This window comes from Stenomitos rutilans, assembly GCF_059505485.1.
This window is the reverse complement of sequence record NZ_JCACKR010000116.1, coordinates 1-15,304: the sequence shown is the minus strand read 5'-3', so window position 1 is coordinate 15,304 and position 15,304 is coordinate 1. Positions and strand designations below refer to the sequence as shown.

Sequence of the window (15,304 nt, the reverse complement as noted above, 5' to 3'; positions counted from 1 at the left end):
CCATGAGCACCGCAACGCTAGAACCAACGATCTCAGCAAGAGAACGACCGATTTTATTTTCTGGGGCAATGGTAAAAGCCATTCTGGAAGGGCGGAAAACGATGACTAGACGGGCAGCCAAGCTACCATCCTGGGCGATTCAGAACTGGAAAGATGTTGAGCTTGAGGATGGCGAGTTAATTGCGATCGCGGCTAACACAGGTTGTTTTAGTGCGATGCAATGCCCATACGGTAAGGTTGGCGATCGCCTTTGGGTGAGAGAGACTTGGCGACCAGCCAAGTCTGAAACGCATGAATGCTTTGCTTATCGAGCCGATCGACAGTATCGCTGCAACAAGCCAATGCCAGAACCCGATGGCAGCACAGCGGGCTGGAAGCCGTCGATCCATATGCCTCGTAAAGCCTCGCGACTCTTATTGGAAATTACAAACGTGCGAGTGCAACGGCTCCAAGACATCAGCGAAGAGGATGCGATCGCGGAAGGTTTAGCAGCACTCTCCAAGGACGGTGGGCAAACCGTGAAGTACGGCATCCCTGATCGTGACGGATTACCAGGGGGTGACAATATCGGCTGGGACTGGTCGCGCTGGTGTCTTAGCTCACGCCTTGCATATGAAGACTTGTGGAATTCCATTAATGCCGATAAATATCCCTGGGCTAGCAATCCTTACGTGTGGGTTGTCAGTTTTCAGCAAGTGAAACCGACTGCCGCAATTGAACTCTCCCCCCATAGCAACGGGTCACGGTAAAGACCCGACCCGCATTCAGTTACCCTTCACACCGGAAATTGAGCCATGACCACAGCCACTAAACAGCTACTGCAAAAGGGCGATCGCATCACAGGTACTTCCGCCAAAGGAAATGTTTACACGGGTACCTTTGAGGGTTTCACCACCGATGATTGGATCAAATGCAGCACGGGTGAAAAGACGATCGCCCTTAACCCTGCCACCGTCGAACGAGACGCCCCAGAGCTAGAATCAGAACCCATTATCGACACACCGGAAGCACCCGCGATCGACGATAGCCAAGTAGAAGACGCGCTGACAATCGCAGAGTCTGACAACCTTGTCGATCGCCTTGCCACTGAAATCGAGGCGATTTGGGCCGAGGCAGAAGAAGCCGAAAGCACCATGCGGCAGGCTGGCACAGCAGCACTCCAGCGATCGCTAACTTTAGGCGAAAAACTTCTAGAGGCCAAAGCTTTACCCGAAATTGGTGGCTACGGTCGGTGGCTACCCTGGTTGAGCGATCGGGGCATCACTGAACGACAGGCGCAACGTGCGATCCGGTTATGGCATCATCGACAGCAACTTGAAGCACAAGCCGACAGCATGACGGAATTGACGCTGACTGAGGCTTTGGCAGCGATTAGCAAGAAGGCGCTTATGCCTGCTGAACATCCAAATGAGTCTCGAAACGTACAAGACTCATCAGTGAGTATTCAAAACTCATCACTACTCTCACCGGAAGCGATCGAGACTCAATTTGCCGCGATCGGCGATCACGCGACTCCCACGCTAGAACAACTCATGACCCTCTACTCCCAGATTGGTACCGTCCGTCGCTGGAAGAAAGGGTGTGCCGTCGAGCGTGACGATATGGGTGCTCCTTTCCCCCTTGCTTTTCGCGATCGCGCCTCAGCCTGGAAGCGATGGCAGGAGGAATGGAAAGGATTTGCGGTAAAACATTCGTTCGTTACCACAGAAGCATCTGATCAGGTAGAGCATGATCCCACCACAGCCCAACGCCTTGCTATTCTTCTTGCCAGTCTTCTGGCGGTTCAGGCAATCGATTGACAAGCTCTCTAACCACTTCAGACATGTCCTTATCCTGTTCTCTTGCAGCCCACTTCAATCGCCGCTTTTGTCTACCTGACAGCCTAACCCGGAGCATAAATTCTTTGACCATGTTGCTACAACGTTGCTACAATAAAGGTATGTGTAGCAATATCGTAGCAACAATGAGCGGTTTTATAGAAGTCAGCGCGCTTGTATCGGAATGTTCTTACTGCGGACATACCGCAAATTGTTTTGATCATGTCATTCCGTTTGCTTACGCTTCTGGTCAAAAACGACACGCTAAAGCATGGAGATCAGAAAAAACGGTTATCCCTTGCTGTAGCGAGTGTAACAGCCTCTTAAGTTCTTATTCGTTTTATTCCATAGCCGAAAGAGCCGATTTTTTGGCTACGAGACTTGCTGTCCGCTATAGACGACTTCTTAACTCGCCGCATTGGTCTGAAGAAGACTACGAGGATCTTAGAGGCAGGTTGAAGCAGGCGATCAAAGCAAAACAAGCCGAAAAACAGGTTGTTTTAGAGCGCATCCGCCATTGCTTGTTTGTTGCACGCCTAGAAGATTTGACCATTGCCGATGTTTGGATTGCCTACAGAAAAGGAGTGACTTTGGCTGAATATGTTTCCGGCAAAAAAGCTAAGCAGGAAAGTCTATGAACACATTGCAACCACATAAACAGCCTTGTCATCACAAAACCTCTTCAGATGTTTCTGAGGGCACTAGGGAGCCATCTGAGGAAGTTATCAGAGCAAGGCTGCATCAGTTAGCGATCGCGCTTGCATTTGTATCTTTCAGCGAGTCGAGCGATCTTCTTAGCATCATCCCCACCAAAACAGAGGGCTTAGAGGACGAAAATCAGGGGAGCAACCCTTACGAGTATCAGCCCATTGATCCGACTTCTGTCTGGTTCAATCCAGGCGGTGGGGTGGTGGAAGGACAGGCGATCGCTGCCAATGGCAAGGGCATGATGCGGATTACTTGGGGTGAGGAGCGGGCGTCGGATGTACCGCGCGATCGGGTTTACATGTCCGACCCAACCACTACCGCCGTGTCGCTTGAGGTTGAAGCGAAGTTGGCATCAATGGGCCTTGAGGTGTGTGCGCCTTCCATTACGCCAGAAGAATCCAAGCGGGAAATGTGTGGCGAGGCAAACCCAACTCTCCGACCCGTGCAAGCAAATGGCTTAGTCGAAGAACGCCCCGTTTGCAGCCGTTGGGAGCCAGAAGAGGTTGATCAGGTGGCACGGATTCAGTTGCAAGGTTTGCTCAAGCATTTAGAACCTGCTGAGTTGGTGAAAGCAGCGATCGTGCATTCGGGTGTGTCGTTAGTTGATGCCGTGCGGGTGGCGGTTGAAATGTCAAATTTCAATGAAGGTGAGCAAATGCTTGAGCTAATCAAAAACTATCAGTTTGATAATTTTCCATTCTGAGGATCTGAAGTGCAAGCTAACCGAAAAACTGACCAAAGATTATTATTCAAGCAGTTTTGGAGCAAGATCACTATGACTTTTCACGGCTGGATCGGTTACTTAAAATGCTTCTTTCTCGGTCACAAATTACGCTCATACAAAAGGCGTTATGGAGGCTCAGTTCTGCACTGCGATCGATGTCCACATCCCCACGCTGACACTCTGCATTCATGGTTAGTGCGTCGTCGTTTTTATTTGCAGCATTGGTGGCAGAACCGCCACAACAAACATGATGATTTACTGTTTTAAGGAGTGCGGCAAATGACACCAGAGCAATTAATTCAAAAATGCGAACACGCTATTAATCATGGAATTCTAGGTGGAGCAGATGCAAAAAATCAGCCTTGTTCTCAAAGGCTCATTTACGAATTCCGGCAGGAAAAAACTTTGGAACGGCAAAGGCGCTCCAGTCGGGCAATGCCTTGCTGATATTGGTGATGACGGTGTTCTAGTGCTTTTCAAAGCTCAAGAAGTGATTGATGCCATGAGAAAACAGGAGTGCGATCGCACATGATGCATCAAGATGGCTTAACAAAAATGATGGAAGAGTGTGGCGAACTCATTCAAATTGCTGCTAAAAAATCGGCTTACTACAACACAGATCAACATCCTGATGGTAAAGGATCGCTCTTGCAACGCCTTCAAGATGAAGCAGCTGATGTGATGGCTGCCATTCTCTTTGTCGTTGAGACGCACGACCTTGACGAAAAAGCTATATGGCTGCGGGTTGACGGGAAATTGAATCAATACCATGAGTGGCAGCATGAGCGCCCAGTCGCTGAGCCTGAGAAACCTTACTGCCACTTTACAGGAGCAATTGAAGCGCTGAAAGAAGAGGACGATCGCACATGACACCTTGCCTGATCATTGCTCTCTGCTTCGTTCTTTCAACCCTCGCAGTGCTAGCGATCTCCGCTTGCCAGTTACGCTTTCCGCGCCAGCCTGACGAGCTGGAAGTATTAGAGCAGAGCCAGTACGTTGACGAAGCAAAAGTGATAGAAGACTGGGAAAATGTTTTTCCACCGCACCCGCCTGATGAAATTAAGGAGAGCGATCTTTAGTGGATTTTTCTAAAGAAGCATTGGAACTAGACGCTGCTGCTTGTACTTTGCATAACCTTGGTGCGTCGCTTAAAGGCAATCAACAAGCCTCTGATATTGAGTGGCTTGCAAGAGTTCTATTCGAGAATAGTCGTCTAGGCTCAGGTTGTATCAGCACAGTACCTTGGCTAGTCGATTCCGAGCAATGGGATTATCTTGAACTTGAACCGCAGACGTTACTAGGTGAAGGGTTCTACCATTGGCAGGCGTTAACGGAGACGCAGCAAGAAGCGTGGCGCAAACTTGCACGGATTTGTCTATACGTTTTGCCTAGTTTTGCATCACGTGTTGGTTCACGGTATATGCAGCTTTCCAATGCGTTAAGAGCCACTTGGAAAGCAAACCGACTGCAATGACAGTTAGTAATTTATCGCCATCAGGTAGCGATGCCGCTCTTAATCAGGTTTACCAATTGATGAAATTGAGGAAAGCGAATGAACCGAGATAACGAAAAGATTCTGAGCCTAATTTGTGAAGTAGAAAGCTTTATCCAATCGCGCCTAGCGCCCCTTGTTGAAGCCAACGCTAGCGCAAGCACAATCTCTTCTTTTGTCCAGTGCCTGCAAGATTTAGAACGAGCTACAAACAATCTTGGGGAAGTTGTGTTCGGCGAGATAGAAGACACTGATTGTGATGATGACTCTGATGTTTTTGAGGTCGATCATTCTGACGTCATCGAAACCATTGTCAAAGAAACAATGGTCCCTGTCGAAAACAGACTGATTGCTTTGATTGAACGGCTTGAAGGCATGGAGGGCGATCGCAATGATTAAAAACATCAAGCTCCAAGTATGGGAAGCAAATGGCAGGGTCATTCTCCGCGTTGAAAACGATGTTCCAAATGGTAGTTCTATTAGCGCTGACGGTCAGTCGTTAGTTAAAGCCCTGCTGAATTTGGCCGAAGTCATCACCTGCGTCCGCCTTGATGATGATCCTGTTTGGGACGAGCCAATAATCTCAGGCGGTGACGACAATGACACCAATGAGCTTGGAGCGTTCATTTATGGAACCAATCGCACATGACATTAAAAGAGTTCACCACCATTGTACGGCTTTTGGCTAACAGTTATTATGTGCGCTACTGGCAGCATTACAACTATCCAGCACTACCACCGTTAATGGCAATCTCTATTCTTGGCCTACAGCAAAGAACAAGCCTCGATCTCTTAAACAAAGAGTTTGATGAAAAGGGTTTTAAGCCAGTAGAAGGTAGCCTCATTTGGACAATTGAACGCACAGATTTGGATTGGCTAGGTTTTGAATTTAAGGAAGACGATCGCACCAATGACTAAGAAACGCATCCATTACATCGGGATTCCCTGCAAAGCTGACCTTCGTGCAGGTGGACGCTGGCACAGCAGCACTATAAGCAGCAATAGCAATCCGCAAACAGTGACATGCAAAGGGTGTTTGAAAGTGATGGCAAAGCCAATTAATTGTAAGGACGGAAAATAATGACCTGGCAATTGTTAAACGAAAACATTCAAGCTTTTACCGAGCGTCAAGAAGCTTTAGAAAAAATAGCTAAGATTGTTGCTGGTCATCCTGACTGGCACAAAGCTGAGCCGCAGTTAAAAGCCTATTTGGAAACAGCCTTGCGAAAAGCCGCTTAATCTAGACCCAAAGCTCAACAGTTTCGATGCTGTTCCTTCGGCAAACCACTCGCTTCACAAGTAGTCGGTAAATTGAATGCTTGTCTTCTGGTTTTAGCTCAATCCAGAAAGTTGGATTAGAACATGCTTTTAATGCTTTCTCTCTATCCGGCTGTAGCGTAATTTCTTGTTTAGACGCAGCAACTTCGATTTCAGCTATATCGGATTGAATACCTGCGATCGCGGCCTCGATATGAAAGTTTGTAGGCAGCTTTACTAAAGCAATCAATTGTTTTCTAAGCTCCAAAAGCCCAGGGTTTTCAGCTACTTTTTGTTCTGCTTGAATGGCTCGTGCAGCAATGGTTTCAGATCTGTCTACTAAAGCGATAATGATTGCTTTTTGAATGTTGTCAGTATTCATGTACTTATTGTTAGGGCACGATCGCCGCACTCCTTTATAGCAACGGTAATAAACTATGGGGTTAACCCGATCGTGCTTATAGGAGACAGACATACTGCTGCCACACTCAGCACAATAGATTAAGCCAGTTAAGGGAAACCGCACTGGATCAGACTTGAAACCATGATGTTTTTGCCGAAAGCTTAAAGACTCTTCAACTTCTAAACGCTCTTGCTGAGTGAAAAGGGCAGGATGGTTGTTGTAGTAAATTTTTGTTTTGCCCCGTCGATTGTGACGGTCGTACCAAAGGTTGCCGTAGATAGTCTCGCATTGCAGCCAGGTCTTGATGCCGCCAGGCGATCGTGGGATCTTAGTCAAATCTTTGTGATTGAGGTTTATGGCTTGAGTCGTTTTGATCAGGCCAACATCAATGACTGATTGCCGTATCCACCGTGCAATGGTTTCCACGTCTACATCGATTTCTAACCGCTTGTCAATGATTCTGTAGCCAAAGGGGGCGTGAATCGGCATTCTATTTGCTCGGATGCCGTCGTAGCCCGCGTTGATCCTTTCTTGGATTAACTCGCGCTCTAGCTGTGCAAAAACAGCTTGCATCTGTACGTTTGCCCTGCCTGATGCTGTGTCAATGTCAATTTTGCCGTCAAGTGAAGTAAATTTAACTTTCTTCTCAGCAAAGAGATCGATCGCATCTACCATTTGACGAGTTGATCGCCCTAGCCTGGTAACCGAGCAAACGACCACCTCTGTAACGTTGTCTGAATCGATTAGTGCTAGTAGTTCTTTGTAGCCAGGTCGCTTTTTGCTGGCTCCACTCATACGATCGGTAAGGATGCGATCGCAGCCATACCGCTGTAGCCGCTGTATTTGCCAAGCTAGAGCTTGATCTTGCTCCGCTTTAAGCGTCGATTCGCGAGCGTATCCCAATATCATGCTGGTAATAATATGTCTATAATCGAAATATTATCACTTCATGGTTATCATATACGTCTTGAGCGTTCCATTCTGCTGGCAACTGAGCTTCTAGCAACGCATGAGCAGGGCCAACAGCCGTTGTGGTTGGCAGCAACCCTAAACGGATTGCAACGCGGTGATGGTGGCTGTCTACAGGTAAGGCACGTCGCCGCAGTTGGCTGAATGACAACACAGCCGCGCTGGTTTTAGGACCGACTCCAGGCAGCGATTCTAACCAGGCTCGCGCTTCAGGAACTGGGACATCTGCCAAAAAATCGAGGGAGAGGTTGCCACGTTGTTCGCCAATGAGCTTCAACACCTGCTGAATGCGGGGCGCTTTTTGTTCTGCCCAGGTACAGGCGGCGATCGTCTGCTCGACCTCCTCCACAGGCGCATTGCGCATGGCTGCCCAATCAGCATACCGATGACGAAGTGCCTTAAACGCACGCCCCGAATCGGCATTACGGGTGCGGTGAGACAGTAGGGATGACACCAGTTCGCTGAGCGGATCGAGGTTGTGGAAGTAGGCGATCGGGCAGCCATACGTGACACACAACCGCTGATGGATAAGCATCACCCGCTGCTGTAGCGCTAGAAAGTGTGTAGAGGAGACGTTGCTTGATGGCATAAAAGTGATTAAGCGGGCGCAAGTTTGACAATGATCACACGATCAGGCACGTTGAGCGAAAGCTGATTGTTGGTCAGGCGCGCGGGAGTCGTCGTTAGGCGACCGTCTTCTCCAAACGCATAGATCGCCACGGTACGAATGGGCTGACCCAGTTTAAGCGTGACGGGCATGGCAGGCGGCTGGATTTCGCGGGGCGGTTGAGCGCTGGTATCGTAGCTGGAGACCTCGTGCCACAGTGCCAGATAAAAGGTGCGATCGCGCTTTTGCAAGAGTAGGTGATGGACATATTGAGTGCGATCGTAATTTGCCATCCGCCCAGAAAGCGGTTCCCGGTAGTTTGACACTGGACTGACGCTCAGCGAGTAAGCCAGTCCACCTGGCGTAAAATCGGCTCCTGGATCACGCAGTAGACCTATCAAATTTTTGACAGCCGTGTAGGCAGGTTTGGGGGTCAGGTCACGTCGCAATAGCCCAAAATTTGCCTCACGCTTTATTTTTTGTGGATCAACAAACTCATCCACAAATTCATAGGAACAGGTACGCTGGACGTTCTTGCGAAAGAATTCGAGAAACAGGCGCGGCATGTACTTCGCGTGCACCTTCTCAGAAACGCCTTGATTGAATGTTGAGTAGCCTGTTTCCGTACTTGCCATCGGCTTGGGCTGAAACGGCGGACTGTAGGTGTCAAAGTTGTAGGGAAATTCGTCGATGTTGACTGAGGGAAAGTTGCTATTCCAGTAGTATTTTGACGTGGTGTTGTAGTCAAACGGGAAGCTAAACGGATTGCCGCCGGGATAGGGATGAAAGTTTCCCCAATCGACAGCGTTCGCCAAGCTACCTTTGGGCAAAGGGTTGGGGTTGCCGCCACCAGGATCGTAGGTCGTACCCAGTGATAGACCGATGACTTTCAGTCTTGCTGTCGCAGGATCGCGCTTAATGGTGGTGTAAAGGTCTTTCTGAAACGCGATCGCGCCATTGGGAAAGCTCTGCCCCTTGTACTTTTTGTCAAACCGAGACGGTATCCAGAACAGATCTGGCTCGTTGGGGCCTTCAACCGCATCGATCTTCGCTCCCGCCGCATTAGCCGCTTTGATCTGGTTCACGATCGCCCGTACAGCTTGTTCATCACTACTAGAATGGTCAGGCAGATCCGCCACAACTGTCATACGAATGCCGCTCTTGCCTAAATCTTGCGGACGGTTCTGGTAAAAGCCATCCCGCACGTTCCGAATACCCGACGCGATGAGCTTCTGTTTGACTTCTCCATAACGTTGACCGTAAGGCGTATCACCATAGCTCCAGTGCGTACCCACACAGAGACTATCGACAAAGCGATCGGCACTGCGGGCCGTCTCAGCTGCCATCCCCGGATGCAGCATCAATACAACAACGCTGATCACCGACGCCAGCAGCACTGGCACTAGTGGCCGAAGGCGCGATCGCCACTTTAAGCGCAACATCATGGCTTTCCTAATCAAAAGAGGGCCTTAAATTGGATTGAAGACTGGTACACGTCAGATCAACAAGACACGTTTTGAGCTTGAGTTCTTTTAACCCAGAAAAAGCTTGCCAAACATCCTCCAAATGGCATTAACCCTCAATTCTCCTTACACTTTAGGTAAGCAATGCTTTCGTCTCTGTTGATCAACTTAACAAGCAAACCCAAACCGCGTTATGGCAGTCCGCAAAGACACAATTTTCGAGCGCTTCTTGGCACCCGTTGTCAAGACCTTTCTCATCGATCAAGAAGCGCTAAGGCGGTTTTATGAGAGCATCGATTGGCAGGCCGCCAGCACCCGGCTCAGCGATCCAACCCTGGTCTACCCCACCTACTACAGCAGCCAAAACTTTCACGGCATTGAAGGTGGCTATTTGAATGTCAGTGCGGCGGTTTCTTATGACCCCATCACCCAATATGCTCTGCCTCCAGGTGAAGCAGTGGTGCGCCAGAGCTTTGTCGATGCCATTCAAGTCAAACCGCGCCGCATTTTAGATCTTGGTTGCGGTACAGGCTCCACAACGCTGTTGCTCAAACGTGCCTTCCCCCAAGCAGACGTCATTGGGTTAGACCTATCGCCCCAGATGCTTGTGGTTGCTGAACATAAAGCAACCCAGGCAGAACTGGAGATTCAATGGCGGCATGGCAATGCCGAACATACGGGCTTGCCCGATGCATCTTTCGATCTGATCACCGCGTCGCTCCTCTTCCACGAAACGCCCCCTACCGCCTCGCAAGCAATTTTGCAGGAAAGCTACCGCTTACTGACTGTCGGCGGCGAGATCGCCATTCTGGACGGCAATCAAAAGATGCTGCGCCAAACCGAATGGCTCACACAGATTTTTGAAGAGCCTTACATTCAAGCTTATGCAGGTGGCAGTGTGGATGCGTGGATGGGAGCCGCTCGCTTTGAGGCTGTGCAAACGCAAGACCTGTGGTGGCTGCACCAGATTACGCGCGGCATTAAACCATTACCGTATCAGTCAGTTGAGTTCACAGCCGGAGCGACGAACGTTGAAATGGGCGATCGACTATGGGCAATGAGCTAAGTCGTGAGTTGTTCGTTTTTGGTTGCTAGTTGTTAGAGAATAGGTTTTCTAGCACTATGTCACCTCAGGTTCCTCACCCCTTACTCCTTACTGGCGATTCAATGCTCAAAGCGGTTCTGTTTGACTTCAACGGCATCATCATTAACGACGAGCCACTCCACGAAAAACTGATTAATCAACTCCTGCTGGAAGAGAACCTGCGACCGAAGCCAGGAGAATTTCGTCAGTTTTGTCTGGGACGAAGCGATCGAGCCTGTCTAACCGATCTACTCACCCATCGCGGTCGCATTGTGACGGAGGACTATCTCAACAAGCTGATTGGCCGTAAAGCAAGGTTCTACCAGGATCAAATTGTGCAGCTCGAAACGCTGCCAATTTATCCAGGGTTGCAGGACTTAATGTTTAAGCTACGCGCCGCCAAGCTCAAACTGGCGATCGTGAGCGGTGCGCTGCACGTCGAAATTGATTCAGTGCTAAAGCGGGTAAACCTCAGCGAGTATTTTCCGGTCATTATTGCTGGTGATCAGCGCATTCCCAGCAAGCCGGAGCCAAATGGTTATCTGCTAGCGATCGATCGCCTCAATCAACTGCATCCCGATCTGCACCTCAGACCGTTAGAATGTCTGGCGATAGAAGACACCTTTATCGGCATTGAAGCTGCCAAACGAGCCAAAATTCCCGTAGTTGGCGTTGCCAATACCTATCCGTTTCACATGCTTCAACGCCGTGCAAACTGGGTGGTAGACTATCTTTCTGATTTAGAACTCGATCGCGTGCAGCAAGTCTACGCTCAGATGACCGCCCCAAAAGCAAGGTAGGATGGGGAAATGCTAAGATAGCGTGGCGAATTTAGTCGTACTTGGGGAGTTAGCTCAGTTGGTAGAGCGCTGCGATCGCACCGCAGAGGTAAGGGGTTCGACTCCCCTACTCTCCATGCTCAAAGTTGTTGTACGTTCGCACATTAAATGTCGCGTTTCGCATACTAGTGTCGTTTTAGGGTGTTTTTGCTGCATTCGCACATTAGTGTCGTTAAATGAGAATTTACTAACGTTTCGCAAATTAAAGTCGTTCTCGCTGAAATCGTCAGATTTAGCGAACTGAGCTTAATGGTGAGATCGCAGCGCTCCTTTCAGCCCTCCAAAGCTTTCACTTACAGACTAGTTCTTTCAGCCCGCCCATTGCGAGGGCGATTGCGACCGGCGATGGCTACTCCAACGCGGCAAACAGCAGGACTACTTTCAGCCCACCCATTGCTGGGGGCGATTGCGACTCCCAGCGCTAAAATCCTTCTCCTGCAAGCTCTCCAGGCTAGCTTTTGGCAAACCTGTCTAAAAAGTACTCTTTCAACTTTCTTGAGAACTCATGCTGGCAATTTTCAAATCAATGAAATTATTGCTAGGAAGAGGTTTTAGGGTTTTGGCAAAACTTCCAGGGTTTTTGCCCTTGCTTCGGTCTGCCAAAAATATGGAGGACTCCTCCTCGAGCGGAGGCGATTCAGTAGCCGCCACTTCAGTCACATCATCACCATCAACAAATTGAAGCGATGATGCTCCTGTACCCTCACATAGTGAAGGCTTAACTTACTTCTGCTGGGCGCGCACCTGCGCTACATTTGAAGAACAGACCCGACTAATGCAGCTTTCCATCCCCACACAAAGCCCAAAATGAAATCTGCACCAGGATGGCAGTCAGTAAGCGGACAGCTACCAGGGCCGGAAAGCACAGTCGTCTCACGACGACCAAACTGACCCACATTTTTCACAGTTCAGCGGCTTAGGAAGCTTAAACTGCGGCGCTTTAGTATGTATATTAACTTGTCAAGGTTCAACTGTACTAAAGAGTGAAATTATTCTGTGGCGATCGTCCGTTTATGGTATGCGGTGATCGCCACTTCTTTTGCCTGTTCTTGAGGGGTGCCTTGGAACGGTTGAAAGCCTGTCTCTACCGTGATACCAAATTGCTGAGCTTTGCAACGGACCGCTTCAATGCGTCTGTTGTAAGACTGTTGATGGATCGTTTCACGGTACTTTTTGACGTATTGTTTCTGAGCCGCAACTGAACCCGGACACTTCTGTTCAGCTCTCGCTATAATCTCACTGTCAAGCAATTCTCGAAGATGCGTCAGGTTTGGAACAACAATGCTGCCTGCTTGATAGGCTTGAACGAGTTGGATAATCGCCTTTGCTTGCAAGCGGTCAACGTACTGACCTAATTCTGATTCTGAAGGTTGGTGCGCCACACCTCGCTTCTGATTTTTATGCCGTTGTAGAGCATTTTGCTGCTGCTGTTGGCGCTGACGGTTGAGCAGGTAGTGGCGATCGCCTAGCAGGGTGGGCGATGTGCGGTAGGTCAGCACCTCTCCCGTTCTGCCGCTGACAACGGCGGCTTTGATCAGATTCGCCAGCCCAATACTAAGTCCAACCAAAATTTCAGGATTGCCTTGGTAAGGTTTCTGACTGCGGCGATAGGGCAAATTAGTCAGGCGACTGAGAGTGGAGGCATTGCGCTGCTGAAACTTTCTCCGGTCTTCTGCCAACTCGTGTTCAGGGGTTTCAAGAGTCTGATTCCTGGTAGCTTTAGCTAGTTTCTCTTGCTGAACTTGCAAGGTTCCTTCTGCGGTCATCAAGCGAGTATCGAAGGTGCAGTAAAGAGCGAGATGGTTAACATTCCAGGGTGCACCGTTGCCCTCGCCCTCTCTCCAAGCCAGTATGGCTGAACTGAGGGTGAGTAAGCCTGCTGGGTAGGTGTCTTCGTTAGCTCGATAGGCTTGCCAATCGTTTAGAAAACGCTGAAAGAAGGGCAGTTGTCGTTGGTTGCAGTACAACCGGAATGGATATTCTTTGTTAGTCTTGAACCAATCTTTGATATCAGGATCAGCCGCTTTAAGGCATTTATTAATGCCATTGAAGCTGACGACAATTCTACCGTTTGTCGTCCGACCCCAGAGTATATCGGTGGCACTGCCGTAGAGAATGGGATAGGGTATGGATGCAGGTTGGGTGAGTAGTTTGGCTTGCCAATCGCGCGTTTGGGCGACGCTCTCAGAAATCTGCTGCGTCGCGATCGCCAGCGTCTCCAGAAGCTCTTCCCCGGTCAAATCTCTTCCTTTGAGCAGGCAAGCGTTAATCTGCTCTGCAAGCTGTTCTATTTCTTTTTGTTTACGACGAATACGGTGGGCAAATTTCTCCGAGTCTTCTTCAGTTTCAGAAATTTCGCAGCCGTTCTTGAGCAGGTGAGCGATCGCGCAACGGCTTAGAATGTCGTCTGTAGTCTCGTAGACTTCAAACAGACGAGTCATCAGACTCACAGACCTGGAAGCGTTAGCCTGCCCTTCTGTTGTACAGCGCTCCTCCGTGTTGGACTCTAGTTGGATCGCAGGTTCTGCATTGAGTTGGCTCAGCACATCCTGCGCTCGGTGTTGAATGGCTTCAAGCGTGGAACCACTGAGTTTAATTAATTCAGCATCACTCTTCACCACGTCCAGCCAGCGCTGTTTACCATTCAGACGGCGGCGACGGTTTTGCTGGAGCGTTAACCAAGACTCGTAAGTGTACGTCACCATGAGAATGGCAGAGGCATAGAAGCGCCAGGCTGCCCTAAATAAACCTTTTTAAGCGGTTCGTCACAGAGTTCTCTAACAGCGCTGTTTGGAAGGGTACCTTTGCGTTGCCAGATTTCAAACTTGGGATGCTGACTGACTCGCTTCAGCAGTTCGTTGACCAGGGGTGTATTGCGCTCAGTCATGAGATGCCAGAGATTGCGGCGGATAGGCTCAGAGGCGACAAGGCGACAGTGAATCGTAATAATGCTCATGGTTGACAACGATCCAGTGGATCAAGCTACTGAGAAGTTTTAAGCGATCCAACAACAGTTCAAGCGTACTGCTATTCTATGAGGCATCATACTCCAAGTCTTGTCACTACGACAAGCTCACTGGCATGGCTCTTGCTCCTCGAACCCCATCTCAGACACACTGGTGTGCGTTACAGCTTTATCTACAATTGGCGCACAATGAATTAATGGAAATTGAGGCGTTTCTGCGGCTTTGGGATGTGTCGCGGGAAGAACTAGCGTTCATCTGTGACTGTTCGGTGACAACGGTTAATCACTGGTTTTCGCAGGGAGAGCACCGTCGCTTTCCTAGTGAGAAGCATCAGCAGAAGCTGGCTCTGGCTCACCATATTTGGACGACGATCGAGACAGAGCCAGAGTATTTGCAGGTATTGCGGGAGATGTATCACAAGAAGCCACGCAGGCGCTAACTCAGCAGAACTTGTCAGATGACAAGTTTTTCTTGTCAGACCAAAGATTGAAGCTTACGGTGATGGCTGGAGCGTGTAATCGCGTCTCAATCGCTGCTTGAAATTGTAAGTTTCGCCTCTCTAATGCCATGTCTCCCTCTGAATCGAAAAATGTGCCGTCGGTGTGGGTTACCTGGCTGGCAAAGTTAATGGCGGATGAGTTGCAGTGCCATTGGTCTGTCTGGTTTCGCAGTCACTACAGCTATGAGAAGTTGCCAAGCAATTTTGACTCGGCACAGTGGAAAGCCAGACATCGACAACTGCTCAACCAGCGTGTGACATGTCTGGAAGCGGAAGGGGCTGCGCTCTTTGTGGAGGGTGAGAACTGGTTTGAGGTGCTGGGGCGGCAGCACACGATTAAGGTGTCGGGGAAGCCGGATCTTGTGGCGATTCGGGAAAATGATGCTTGGGTAGAAGATTGCAAGACGGGGAAGCCGAAGGGTAGGGCAAACGCACACGTTTCTTCATTTTTTAGTAACTGGATTAGATTGAGACAA

22 protein-coding genes and 1 tRNA gene are annotated in these 15,304 nt (G+C 49.4%); 17 read left to right on the top strand and 6 right to left on the bottom strand.

Features of this window, described 5'->3' with window-relative positions:
- Window positions 1-2 precede the first annotated feature (2 nt).
- The 12 genes from AC5JLP_RS23395 to AC5JLP_RS23340 all read left to right on the top strand — a co-directional run bounded on the left by AC5JLP_RS23395 (window position 3) and on the right by AC5JLP_RS23340 (window position 5,980).
- Window positions 3-749 carry a hypothetical protein gene (locus AC5JLP_RS23395; RefSeq protein WP_496070371.1) on the top strand — a complete coding sequence of 249 codons (747 nt, stop codon included), beginning with the start codon at window positions 3-5 and terminating at the stop codon, window positions 747-749.
- A 45-nt stretch (window positions 750-794) separates the two neighbouring features.
- Window positions 795-1,799, top strand: a complete 1,005-nt coding sequence (locus AC5JLP_RS23390) for a hypothetical protein (protein ID WP_496070370.1) — start codon at window positions 795-797, stop codon at window positions 1,797-1,799.
- 110 nt (window positions 1,800-1,909) lie between these two features.
- A complete protein-coding gene (locus tag AC5JLP_RS23385) occupies window positions 1,910-2,455 on the top strand; it encodes a hypothetical protein (protein WP_496070369.1) in 546 nt (181 codons plus the stop codon).
- Window positions 2,452-3,228, top strand: coding sequence for a hypothetical protein (locus tag AC5JLP_RS23380; RefSeq protein ID WP_496070368.1), 777 nt, complete (start codon window positions 2,452-2,454; stop codon window positions 3,226-3,228). Before AC5JLP_RS23385 ends, AC5JLP_RS23380 begins: the two co-directional genes overlap by 4 nt.
- Window positions 3,229-3,595: 367 nt before the next feature.
- Complete coding sequence (locus AC5JLP_RS23375; protein ID WP_496070367.1) at window positions 3,596-3,781, top strand: hypothetical protein; 186 nt, start codon at window positions 3,596-3,598, stop codon at window positions 3,779-3,781.
- Window positions 3,778-4,119 (top strand): nucleoside triphosphate pyrophosphohydrolase family protein, encoded by a 342-nt coding sequence (locus AC5JLP_RS23370; RefSeq protein ID WP_496070366.1) that lies wholly within the window; start codon window positions 3,778-3,780, stop codon window positions 4,117-4,119. The genes AC5JLP_RS23375 and AC5JLP_RS23370 overlap by 4 nt, the downstream gene beginning before the upstream one ends.
- Complete coding sequence (locus tag AC5JLP_RS23365) at window positions 4,116-4,328, top strand: hypothetical protein (protein ID WP_496070365.1); 213 nt, start codon at window positions 4,116-4,118, stop codon at window positions 4,326-4,328. Before AC5JLP_RS23370 ends, AC5JLP_RS23365 begins: the two co-directional genes overlap by 4 nt.
- On the top strand, window positions 4,328-4,723 hold the full coding sequence (locus AC5JLP_RS23360; RefSeq protein WP_496070364.1) for a hypothetical protein: 396 nt from the start codon (window positions 4,328-4,330) through the stop codon (window positions 4,721-4,723). Before AC5JLP_RS23365 ends, AC5JLP_RS23360 begins: the two co-directional genes overlap by 1 nt.
- A 78-nt stretch (window positions 4,724-4,801) precedes the next feature.
- Window positions 4,802-5,140 carry a hypothetical protein gene (locus AC5JLP_RS23355; RefSeq protein ID WP_496070363.1) on the top strand — a complete coding sequence of 113 codons (339 nt, stop codon included), beginning with the start codon at window positions 4,802-4,804 and terminating at the stop codon, window positions 5,138-5,140.
- Window positions 5,133-5,390, top strand: coding sequence for a hypothetical protein (locus AC5JLP_RS23350; protein WP_496070362.1), 258 nt, complete (start codon window positions 5,133-5,135; stop codon window positions 5,388-5,390). Before AC5JLP_RS23355 ends, AC5JLP_RS23350 begins: the two co-directional genes overlap by 8 nt.
- Window positions 5,387-5,659 (top strand): hypothetical protein, encoded by a 273-nt coding sequence (locus AC5JLP_RS23345; RefSeq protein WP_496070361.1) that lies wholly within the window; start codon window positions 5,387-5,389, stop codon window positions 5,657-5,659. Before AC5JLP_RS23350 ends, AC5JLP_RS23345 begins: the two co-directional genes overlap by 4 nt.
- Before the next feature lie 162 nt (window positions 5,660-5,821).
- Window positions 5,822-5,980 carry a hypothetical protein gene (locus AC5JLP_RS23340; RefSeq protein ID WP_496070360.1) on the top strand — a complete coding sequence of 53 codons (159 nt, stop codon included), beginning with the start codon at window positions 5,822-5,824 and terminating at the stop codon, window positions 5,978-5,980.
- Between the two features lies 1 nt (window position 5,981).
- On the opposite strand, the gene AC5JLP_RS23335 is transcribed toward AC5JLP_RS23340, so the two are convergent.
- The 3 genes from AC5JLP_RS23335 to AC5JLP_RS23325 are packed head-to-tail and all read right to left on the bottom strand — an operon-like array spanning window position 5,982 to window position 9,422.
- On the bottom strand, window positions 5,982-7,310 hold the full coding sequence (locus tag AC5JLP_RS23335) for a recombinase family protein (RefSeq protein WP_496070359.1): 1,329 nt from the start codon (window positions 7,308-7,310) through the stop codon (window positions 5,982-5,984).
- Between the two features lie 16 nt (window positions 7,311-7,326).
- Window positions 7,327-7,959 carry an endonuclease III domain-containing protein gene (locus AC5JLP_RS23330; protein ID WP_496070358.1) on the bottom strand — a complete coding sequence of 211 codons (633 nt, stop codon included), beginning with the start codon at window positions 7,957-7,959 and terminating at the stop codon, window positions 7,327-7,329.
- An 8-nt stretch (window positions 7,960-7,967) separates the two neighbouring features.
- The gene (locus AC5JLP_RS23325) at window positions 7,968-9,422 is read right to left on the bottom strand and encodes a hypothetical protein (RefSeq protein WP_496070357.1); all 1,455 of its coding nucleotides are present in this window, start codon (window positions 9,420-9,422) and stop codon (window positions 7,968-7,970) included.
- 211 nt (window positions 9,423-9,633) lie between these two features.
- Here AC5JLP_RS23325 and AC5JLP_RS23320 point away from each other — a divergent pair, with 211 nt between their 5' ends.
- From AC5JLP_RS23320 to AC5JLP_RS23310, 3 genes are all read left to right on the top strand, one after another.
- A complete protein-coding gene (locus AC5JLP_RS23320; protein ID WP_496070356.1) occupies window positions 9,634-10,506 on the top strand; it encodes a class I SAM-dependent methyltransferase in 873 nt (290 codons plus the stop codon).
- A gap of 56 nt (window positions 10,507-10,562) precedes the next feature.
- The gene (locus tag AC5JLP_RS23315; protein ID WP_496070355.1) at window positions 10,563-11,324 is read left to right on the top strand and encodes an HAD family hydrolase; all 762 of its coding nucleotides are present in this window, start codon (window positions 10,563-10,565) and stop codon (window positions 11,322-11,324) included.
- Between the two features lie 43 nt (window positions 11,325-11,367).
- A tRNA-Ala gene (locus tag AC5JLP_RS23310) sits at window positions 11,368-11,440 on the top strand.
- Window positions 11,441-12,112: 672 nt separating this feature from the next.
- Here AC5JLP_RS23310 and AC5JLP_RS23305 read toward each other — a convergent pair.
- From AC5JLP_RS23305 to AC5JLP_RS23295, 3 genes are all read right to left on the bottom strand, one after another.
- A complete protein-coding gene (locus AC5JLP_RS23305) occupies window positions 12,113-12,268 on the bottom strand; it encodes a hypothetical protein (protein WP_496070354.1) in 156 nt (51 codons plus the stop codon).
- A gap of 84 nt (window positions 12,269-12,352) precedes the next feature.
- Entirely contained in the window at window positions 12,353-14,068 is a 1,716-nt protein-coding gene (cas12k, locus tag AC5JLP_RS23300) for a type V CRISPR-associated protein Cas12k (RefSeq protein ID WP_496070353.1), read from the bottom strand.
- A complete protein-coding gene (locus AC5JLP_RS23295; protein ID WP_496070352.1) occupies window positions 14,062-14,319 on the bottom strand; it encodes a hypothetical protein in 258 nt (85 codons plus the stop codon). Before AC5JLP_RS23295 ends, cas12k begins: the two co-directional genes overlap by 7 nt.
- A gap of 125 nt (window positions 14,320-14,444) precedes the next feature.
- Between AC5JLP_RS23295 and AC5JLP_RS23290 the strand changes: the two genes are divergently transcribed.
- Together AC5JLP_RS23290 and AC5JLP_RS23285 are read left to right on the top strand one after the other, a co-directional pair.
- Entirely contained in the window at window positions 14,445-14,768 is a 324-nt protein-coding gene (locus tag AC5JLP_RS23290; protein ID WP_496070351.1) for a hypothetical protein, read from the top strand.
- Window positions 14,769-14,896: 128 nt separating this feature from the next.
- Window positions 14,897-15,304, top strand: a 408-nt coding sequence (locus AC5JLP_RS23285) for a hypothetical protein (protein ID WP_496070350.1), incomplete at its 3' end; no start/stop codon positions are given.

Coding starts and splice junctions, on each gene's coding strand:
- AC5JLP_RS23395 (WP_496070371.1), top strand. CDS start 3: ATGAGCACCGCAACGCTAGAACCAACGATCTCAGCAAGAGAACGACCG.
- AC5JLP_RS23390 (WP_496070370.1), top strand. CDS start 795: ATGACCACAGCCACTAAACAGCTACTGCAAAAGGGCGATCGCATCACA.
- AC5JLP_RS23385 (WP_496070369.1), top strand. CDS start 1,910: ATGTTGCTACAACGTTGCTACAATAAAGGTATGTGTAGCAATATCGTA.
- AC5JLP_RS23380 (WP_496070368.1), top strand. CDS start 2,452: ATGAACACATTGCAACCACATAAACAGCCTTGTCATCACAAAACCTCT.
- AC5JLP_RS23375 (WP_496070367.1), top strand. CDS start 3,596: ATGCAAAAAATCAGCCTTGTTCTCAAAGGCTCATTTACGAATTCCGGC.
- AC5JLP_RS23370 (WP_496070366.1), top strand. CDS start 3,778: ATGATGCATCAAGATGGCTTAACAAAAATGATGGAAGAGTGTGGCGAA.
- AC5JLP_RS23365 (WP_496070365.1), top strand. CDS start 4,116: ATGACACCTTGCCTGATCATTGCTCTCTGCTTCGTTCTTTCAACCCTC.
- AC5JLP_RS23355 (WP_496070363.1), top strand. CDS start 4,802: ATGAACCGAGATAACGAAAAGATTCTGAGCCTAATTTGTGAAGTAGAA.
- AC5JLP_RS23350 (WP_496070362.1), top strand. CDS start 5,133: ATGATTAAAAACATCAAGCTCCAAGTATGGGAAGCAAATGGCAGGGTC.
- AC5JLP_RS23345 (WP_496070361.1), top strand. CDS start 5,387: ATGACATTAAAAGAGTTCACCACCATTGTACGGCTTTTGGCTAACAGT.
- AC5JLP_RS23340 (WP_496070360.1), top strand. CDS start 5,822: ATGACCTGGCAATTGTTAAACGAAAACATTCAAGCTTTTACCGAGCGT.
- AC5JLP_RS23335 (WP_496070359.1), bottom strand. CDS start 7,310: ATGATATTGGGATACGCTCGCGAATCGACGCTTAAAGCGGAGCAAGAT.
- AC5JLP_RS23330 (WP_496070358.1), bottom strand. CDS start 7,959: ATGCCATCAAGCAACGTCTCCTCTACACACTTTCTAGCGCTACAGCAG.
- AC5JLP_RS23325 (WP_496070357.1), bottom strand. CDS start 9,422: ATGATGTTGCGCTTAAAGTGGCGATCGCGCCTTCGGCCACTAGTGCCA.
- AC5JLP_RS23320 (WP_496070356.1), top strand. CDS start 9,634: ATGGCAGTCCGCAAAGACACAATTTTCGAGCGCTTCTTGGCACCCGTT.
- AC5JLP_RS23315 (WP_496070355.1), top strand. CDS start 10,563: ATGTCACCTCAGGTTCCTCACCCCTTACTCCTTACTGGCGATTCAATG.
- cas12k (WP_496070353.1), bottom strand. CDS start 14,068: ATGGTGACGTACACTTACGAGTCTTGGTTAACGCTCCAGCAAAACCGT.
- AC5JLP_RS23295 (WP_496070352.1), bottom strand. CDS start 14,319: ATGAGCATTATTACGATTCACTGTCGCCTTGTCGCCTCTGAGCCTATC.
- AC5JLP_RS23290 (WP_496070351.1), top strand. CDS start 14,445: ATGGCTCTTGCTCCTCGAACCCCATCTCAGACACACTGGTGTGCGTTA.